The organism is Vibrio sp. zbq_1 (genome assembly GCF_043102935.1).
GTDB classification, from domain to species: domain Bacteria; phylum Pseudomonadota; class Gammaproteobacteria; order Enterobacterales; family Vibrionaceae; genus Vibrio; species Vibrio parahaemolyticus.
The window spans coordinates 1-6341 of sequence record NZ_JBICJH010000035.1 but is presented as its reverse complement, the minus strand read 5'-3'; the positions used below and the strand labels follow the sequence as shown (position 1 = coordinate 6341).

Below are 6341 nucleotides of genomic sequence, written 5' to 3'. Positions count from 1 at the left end.
GTCTGTCATTTTCCCTTCCAAGAAACGCCATTCTCGGTGGTCTGCTGTCCCAATAGCTCCGCCATTTACACTGATTTGAAAGCTTAGCTAGTCATTTTAAAGTGTCCCATCAGTCTACAATGCGTTCTTCTCTACTATTTTGCTAATATCGATACGGGACTCGCTTTCCCCAATTTCCAATCGTCTTGAGTAATATGAGTTTGTCGATTTGATTCAATCTATAAGATTAAGCATGCGAACTCGATAGTGTGTTAACCACCTTTGTCTGTTTTTTCGAGAGTGAGCTTAGTTTCAATCCTTTAATAAGTATTTTTTAAGCCGTTCTAAGGTGCTTAGAACTAATCAAATACTCGCTCTGTATTTATGTTTAAAAAGTGTGTGGGGCCTTCAGGGTGAGATATGTCTTTTGAAAAATGGAAATCACTTGATCTGCCGTGTACAAAAAAAGCCCAACATAAGTTGGACTTTTGAAAGACAAATAAGCGGAAGATATTTAAAGGATACGCTTTAAAACACCGTCAGCTTTTAAGCGAGTGATTTTTCTCACTAGTTTTTGTACAGCAAGCGGGTAATCTTCGACTTTTTCCAACTGTTTGTAAGTGCAGATTAGCTGCGTATGTTCAAGGATTCGGGCTACTTCATCTTCAAACTTATGAGTAAGGTTTGCGTAGTCATCTTGAATCAATAAACCATTTTCAAGATCGAGAGACCAAGCACGCGGATTTAAGTTGTTACCCGTAAGCAGCATGTATCGCTTATCAACCCAGATACCCTTTAGGTGGAAGCTGTTGTTTTCATGCTTCCATAAGTGCACAGAAAGCTTACGAGCCGCAATGTTCGCCTCATTTGCTTTGGCAAAGCGGCGCAGATTTACCTCGTAAAGGTAAGGAAGACCACCAATGGTTTTGAAATCTTCTTCTGGAGAGATATAGAAATCGTTCGCGGTTTTATCTCCTACCACGATCGTTACTTTTACTCCACGTTTCATTGCACGTTTTACTTCCCGGTGAATTGATTTAGGGAAGTTAAAATATGGCGTACAGATGAAAATTTCGTTTTTTGCTGCTGCTAGTAGCTTGACGATTTGCTGGTTTAGTAAGTTTCGACGCTTACCAAGACCAACAAGTGGTGTGATCTTTACTTTATCTTCTGCCGCTGACTCATGGGCAAATTGATAGTTGGCTTGAGCAAGAGAAGAGCGAAGTTGGCGAATTGCCGATTTAATTTCTTTGGTTTCCGGCTTATCTCGATCGGCCAAGTCGTTTACTGCAGGGTGAGCAATCATTTCATTTTGAACGAAGTTCACCATCGTATCTGCAAGGGATTTGTGCTTAATAACATGGTAGCGATCAAATCGATAGCGGCCATGGTACTGCAAATAAACGTTATTAAGGCTAGCGCCACTGTAAATCACGGTATCGTCGACGACGAAGCCTTTTAAATGAAGTACACCAAATACTTCTCGACCGCGAACGGGGATACCATAAACAGGGATGGCATGTTGGTATTGGTCAGCAAACGCTTTATAAAGCGCTGAGTTGCCTTCTGATGTTTCTGCACCAATAAGGCCGCGTTGTGCTCGGTGCCAGTCAACACAGATATTAATGTCTAATCCTGGATTACGCTGCTTTGCTTCGTAAAGTGCAGTGAGTATTTCACGCCCAGCTTCATCATCTTCCAGATATAGAGCGACTAGGTAGATTCGTGACGTTGCTTTGCTGATCGCATCTAAAAGACGAGTTCGAAATGTTTCTGCAGAGTACAGAACATCAAAGTCTTCAGGATTGATTGCGAGACTAGGCAACTGCTCGAATGGATTCCTATTTACTATCATATCGGTGTGAGTACCTTATTTTAGTGCAATATTGCGAACCTGATATTTTACCAAAGATATGATTTCCCTGGCTACTAAAGCGCACGCTTTGAAACCTTTGAAGGGATAAATTGCATTGGAATGAGATCTTTGCCGCTATCAACATAACGTTGAAAGGCCATCTTTAAGGAGTTCGGCAGCTCATGACTGTCAATGGTTTCGAAACCATGTTGAGCATAATATTTTTCTAAGTAGCTAAAAGCGAAGCAATAATCACCATCTTCGAAAACTTTGTTCTCGCAATGCTCTAGCAGAGTGCGGCCAACGCTCGTGCCTCTAACTTCTGGGATGACGAGCATGCCTGTTAATAAGCGATATTGCTCTACAGTTTTTAATCTTAGTAGTGCGACGATCACACCTTCACGACTGGCTGTGATGATGAGTTCATCTTTTTTGGCTCGCCCGGAGGGGTAATGGGCTTTATAGAGCTTTTTGATCAAAGGGAGTTTGATCGGATTTAACACTTCTATGATTAATGAGTTAGGTATTGTCACTGCGGTTAAAAGTTAACTGGGGTAGAATGTGCCCAGTTTAAGAGAATCTTATCTGGCGTTGCAAATCACTATGCAAATTAAAGAACACGCAAGCCTCAAGGCTTTTCACACTTTTGGTATCGAGCAGACTTGCTCCTACTTAGCCATTGTTGACTCGATAGATGATGTAATCAGCCTCTATCAAAATCCTGCTTTTCAAAGTCTGCCGAAGTTGTTTTTGGGTAAAGGCAGCAATGTTCTATTTACTGAACATTTTGATGGTCTCGTCATTGTTAACCGCCTTTTGGGGAAATCGGTTTCAGAAACCCATGAAGATTATCTTCTGCATGTTCAAGGTGGGGAGGATTGGCCGAGTTTGGTGGCTTGGTGTGTTGCCCAAGGTATGGGCGGGATCGAAAACTTAGCTTTGATTCCCGGTTGTGCTGGGTCAGCTCCGATCCAAAACATCGGCGCATACGGGGTTGAACTAAAAGATCTTTGTAGCTACGTCGATGTATTGGATTTGACGACTTTAAAAACGAGGCGGATGAGTGCGGAAGACTGCGAATTTGGGTACCGAGATTCAGTTTTCAAACATGATCTATATGAAAAATGCTTTGTCACAGCCATTGGCTTGAAGCTGCCGAAGCGATGGACGCCGAAGAATCAATATGGGCCGTTACAAAACATCCCTGAAAACGAATTAAGTCCAAATGCAATATTTGAACGTGTGTGCCAAGTTCGTATGGAGAAACTGCCAGACCCAGCTAAAGTCGGTAACGCAGGGAGTTTCTTTAAAAACCCTGTGATCAGCCAAGATCATTATGATCAACTCATTCGAAAGCATAGCGACATGGTGGCTTACCCTGCAAACGAGGGAATGAAAGTGGCAGCCGGTTGGCTGATTGACCAGTGTGGTTTGAAAGGTATTTCAGTCAACGGTGCTCAGGTGAACCCTTTACAAGCGTTGGTATTAACAAATGTCGACAACTGCAGTGCTGATGACGTGGTTGCACTTGCTTCTCTGGTGAAAAGGGCGGTGTGGGATAAGTACCAAATTGAACTCGAACACGAAGTGCGTTTTATGAATCGTCAAGGTGAAACTAATCTCGCTAAGATTGAGGCGGCTCAATGAGAAAAGAACACTCAGTGAAGCTACATATCCTTAAAACACTCAGCGATGGCGGTTTTCATTCAGGTGAAATGCTTGGACAACAACTGGGCATTTCTAGAGCGGCAATTGCAAAGCACATTAAAGGGTTGAATGATTGGGGAGTGGATATTTATCGTATCCAAGGACGAGGCTATCAACTGGCTCATCCTCTTCAATTACTCGATGAAACTCGTCTGAAAAATGCCATTAGCACTCCGGTAGAACTGATTTCCGTGATCGATTCAACGAATCAATATTTGTTAGAGAAAGTCAGTGAATCCGATAAAGGGCGAGTTTGTATCGCTGAATATCAGGCGCAGGGGCGCGGTCGTCGCGGACGTCAATGGATATCGCCATTTGGCACCAATCTGTATTTGTCTATGTACTGGCGTTTAGATGCGGGTATGGCGGCAGCGATGGGACTGAGTTTGGTCGTGGGTATTGCTGCAGTCGAAGCACTGGAAAGTATCGGTATCCAAGGTGTTAAGCTTAAGTGGCCAAACGACATCTACTATCAAGATAAAAAACTAGCCGGTATTTTAGTGGAGATGTCTGGTCAAGCAGGAGGCGCAGCTCACTTAGTGATTGGAATGGGATTAAATATTGGCATGCCTGATGTGCAGCCCGGTATTGATCAACCTTGGACAACACTCAACCAAATTTCCAATGAAGTGAGTATCGATAGAACTCAATTGGCGATACGTCTTATCGATCATTGGAAAGCCGCGTTAGAAGAATATGAACTGACTGGACTGGGTGGTTTTGTTGAACGTTGGAATCGTTTGGACAACTTTATCGGTCGACCGGTTAAGCTTCTTATGGGACCGAGAGAAATACACGGAGTGGTACAAGGTATCGACCAACAGGGTGGGGTGGTGCTCAAAACTGAAAATGGTTTGGAAACCTACATTGGCGGAGAAATTTCGTTGAGAAAAGGGGACTGAGCCCCTTTACTTTCTTAGCGATACTTTGTCGACAAGGTGGTTAGCACCTTTGTGGAGGATCAAATGGGCTCTTTCTCTGGTTGGAAGAATATTCAATTCCAGATTGAGTCCATTAATATTGCGCCAAATTTCTTTCGCTTTACTTTTCGCTTCATCGACCGACAGCTGCGTATAGTGGCTGAAGTAGGAGCCTGGTTTAGTAAAAGCTCCGCGGCGAAACTTCAAAAATCTCTCGACATACCACTGCTCTATCGTTTCACTTTCCGCATCAACATAAATTGAGAAATCAAGAAAATCAGATACAAATACTCGATGTGGATCATGTGGGTAGTCCATACCGCTTTGTAATACGTTTAAGCCTTCAATAATAAGCACGTCAGGTCGGTCGACTTTTTTTAGCTCATCAGTAATGTCGTATGTGATGTGTGAGTAAACAGGTACTTCAAGATTTGGCTTGCCCGCCTTTACATCAGAAACAAATTCTACCAAACGTTTGATGTCGTAAGATTCGGGAAAACCCTTTCGATGCATGATACCGCGCTCTTCCAAAACCTTTTTGGGATACAGAAAGCCATCCGTTGTAACTAAGGCGACTTTGGGATGATTTTCCCAACGAGAAAGCAGTGCTTTAAGAATGCGTGCTGTTGTACTTTTTCCAACAGCCACACTACCCGCAATGCCAATAACAAATGGCGGAGCGTGTTCCTCGGTATTTAGAAACTGCTGAAGAACAGAGTTGCGACTTTGGCGAGCCTGTACATATAAATTGAGTAGACGAGACAAAGGAAGGTAGATCTCTACCGCTTCCTCCATAGTGAGGTTTTCATTTATGCCTTGAAGCGCCTTTAGATCGTCTTCAGAGAGTGTCATCGGAACAGAATTACGCAGTTCTGCCCACTCGGCACGGTCAAATGACAAAAATGGACTCATGGGTCTCTTTTATCCTTGGTTTAGTAGAGAGCAAGAACATACAACAAGCACCGTGCAAAGCAAACGACAAAGCACGAAAGTTTGCTTTAAAAAGCGAGGTTTGTATGATTTTGCAGCAATTGAAACTAAAAAAACGATTTTTACGACTTTTTTTTAAATAGCTATTGCAACCTAGAAAATCATTCAATAGAATGCGCACCACTTATGCCGACTTAGCTCAGTAGGTAGAGCAACTGACTTGTAATCAGTAGGTCACCAGTTCGATTCCGGTAGTCGGCACCATTCTTTCCTTTAGTAGTTAGAATGGCTTAAAAATTTGGAGGGGTTCCCGAGTGGCCAAAGGGAGCAGACTGTAAATCTGCCGGCACTGCCTTCGATGGTTCGAATCCGTCCCCCTCCACCATATTCTTTAGGAAATAGCTCTCAGAGTTACGTGTTGCGGGCATCGTATAATGGCTATTACCTCAGCCTTCCAAGCTGATGATGCGGGTTCGATTCCCGCTGCCCGCTCCACTCTAATTTGAGTGCTGATATAGCTCAGGTGGTAGAGCGCATCCTTGGTAAGGATGAGGTCGGCAGTTCGAGTCTGCCTATCAGCACCAGCTCTCAAAGTTATCTCCTTTTGATATTAGATTTACCAATAATCTTTATTTGGTTGCGTGGTCAATTTGGGCCACCAAAAATCCGTACCTAGAGGGACCACTCATGTCTAAAGAAAAATTTGAACGTACGAAACCGCACGTTAACGTTGGTACTATCGGCCACGTTGACCACGGTAAAACAACTCTAACTGCAGCTATCTGTACTACTCTAGCTAAAGTTTACGGCGGTGAAGCGAAAGACTTTGCATCTATCGATAACGCTCCAGAAGAGCGTGAGCGCGGTATCACAATCGCTACTTCACACGTTGAGTACGACACTCCATCACGTCACTACGCACACGTTGACTGTCCAGGACACGCTGACTA

Annotated in this window: 6 protein-coding genes and 4 tRNA genes; 7 read left to right on the top strand and 3 right to left on the bottom strand. The window is 43.5% G+C overall.

Translation table 11 applies throughout. From position 1 onward, the window contains the following. Nucleotides 1-493: 493 nt before the first annotated feature. Both pssA and ACF8CV_RS16575 read right to left on the bottom strand, forming a co-directional pair. A complete protein-coding gene (gene pssA / locus ACF8CV_RS16580; RefSeq protein ID WP_023624203.1) occupies nucleotides 494-1834 on the bottom strand; it encodes a CDP-diacylglycerol--serine O-phosphatidyltransferase in 1341 nt (446 codons plus the stop codon). Between the two features lie 74 nt (nucleotides 1835-1908). Next, nucleotides 1909-2337 (bottom strand): GNAT family N-acetyltransferase, encoded by a 429-nt coding sequence (locus ACF8CV_RS16575; RefSeq protein WP_005497562.1) that lies wholly within the window; start codon nucleotides 2335-2337, stop codon nucleotides 1909-1911. A 100-nt stretch (nucleotides 2338-2437) separates the two neighbouring features. Between ACF8CV_RS16575 and murB the strand changes: the two genes are divergently transcribed. Continuing rightward, nucleotides 2438-3481, top strand: a complete 1044-nt coding sequence (murB, locus tag ACF8CV_RS16570) for a UDP-N-acetylmuramate dehydrogenase (protein ID WP_020839817.1) — start codon at nucleotides 2438-2440, stop codon at nucleotides 3479-3481. Beyond that, nucleotides 3478-4443: a bifunctional biotin--[acetyl-CoA-carboxylase] ligase/biotin operon repressor BirA gene (gene birA, locus ACF8CV_RS16565; protein ID WP_005478002.1), complete on the top strand. Its 966-nt coding sequence runs from the start codon at nucleotides 3478-3480 to the stop codon at nucleotides 4441-4443. The genes murB and birA overlap by 4 nt, the downstream gene beginning before the upstream one ends. 6 nt (nucleotides 4444-4449) lie before the next feature. On the opposite strand, the gene coaA is transcribed toward birA, so the two are convergent. Further along, nucleotides 4450-5373: a type I pantothenate kinase gene (gene coaA / locus ACF8CV_RS16560; RefSeq protein WP_015297458.1), complete on the bottom strand. Its 924-nt coding sequence runs from the start codon at nucleotides 5371-5373 to the stop codon at nucleotides 4450-4452. 206 nt (nucleotides 5374-5579) lie between these two features. On the opposite strand from coaA, the gene ACF8CV_RS16555 reads away from it, so the two are divergent. From ACF8CV_RS16555 to ACF8CV_RS16535, 5 genes are all read left to right on the top strand, one after another. Continuing rightward, nucleotides 5580-5655 (top strand) — tRNA-Thr (locus ACF8CV_RS16555). A 36-nt stretch (nucleotides 5656-5691) separates the two neighbouring features. Further along, nucleotides 5692-5776: transfer RNA gene (locus ACF8CV_RS16550), tRNA-Tyr, on the top strand. 35 nt (nucleotides 5777-5811) lie between these two features. Next, nucleotides 5812-5886, top strand: a tRNA-Gly gene (locus ACF8CV_RS16545). A 13-nt stretch (nucleotides 5887-5899) separates the two neighbouring features. Beyond that, nucleotides 5900-5975: transfer RNA gene (locus ACF8CV_RS16540), tRNA-Thr, on the top strand. A 103-nt stretch (nucleotides 5976-6078) separates the two neighbouring features. Beyond that, nucleotides 6079-6341, top strand: a 263-nt coding sequence (locus ACF8CV_RS16535; protein WP_245398261.1) for a GTP-binding protein, incomplete at its 3' end; no start/stop codon positions are given.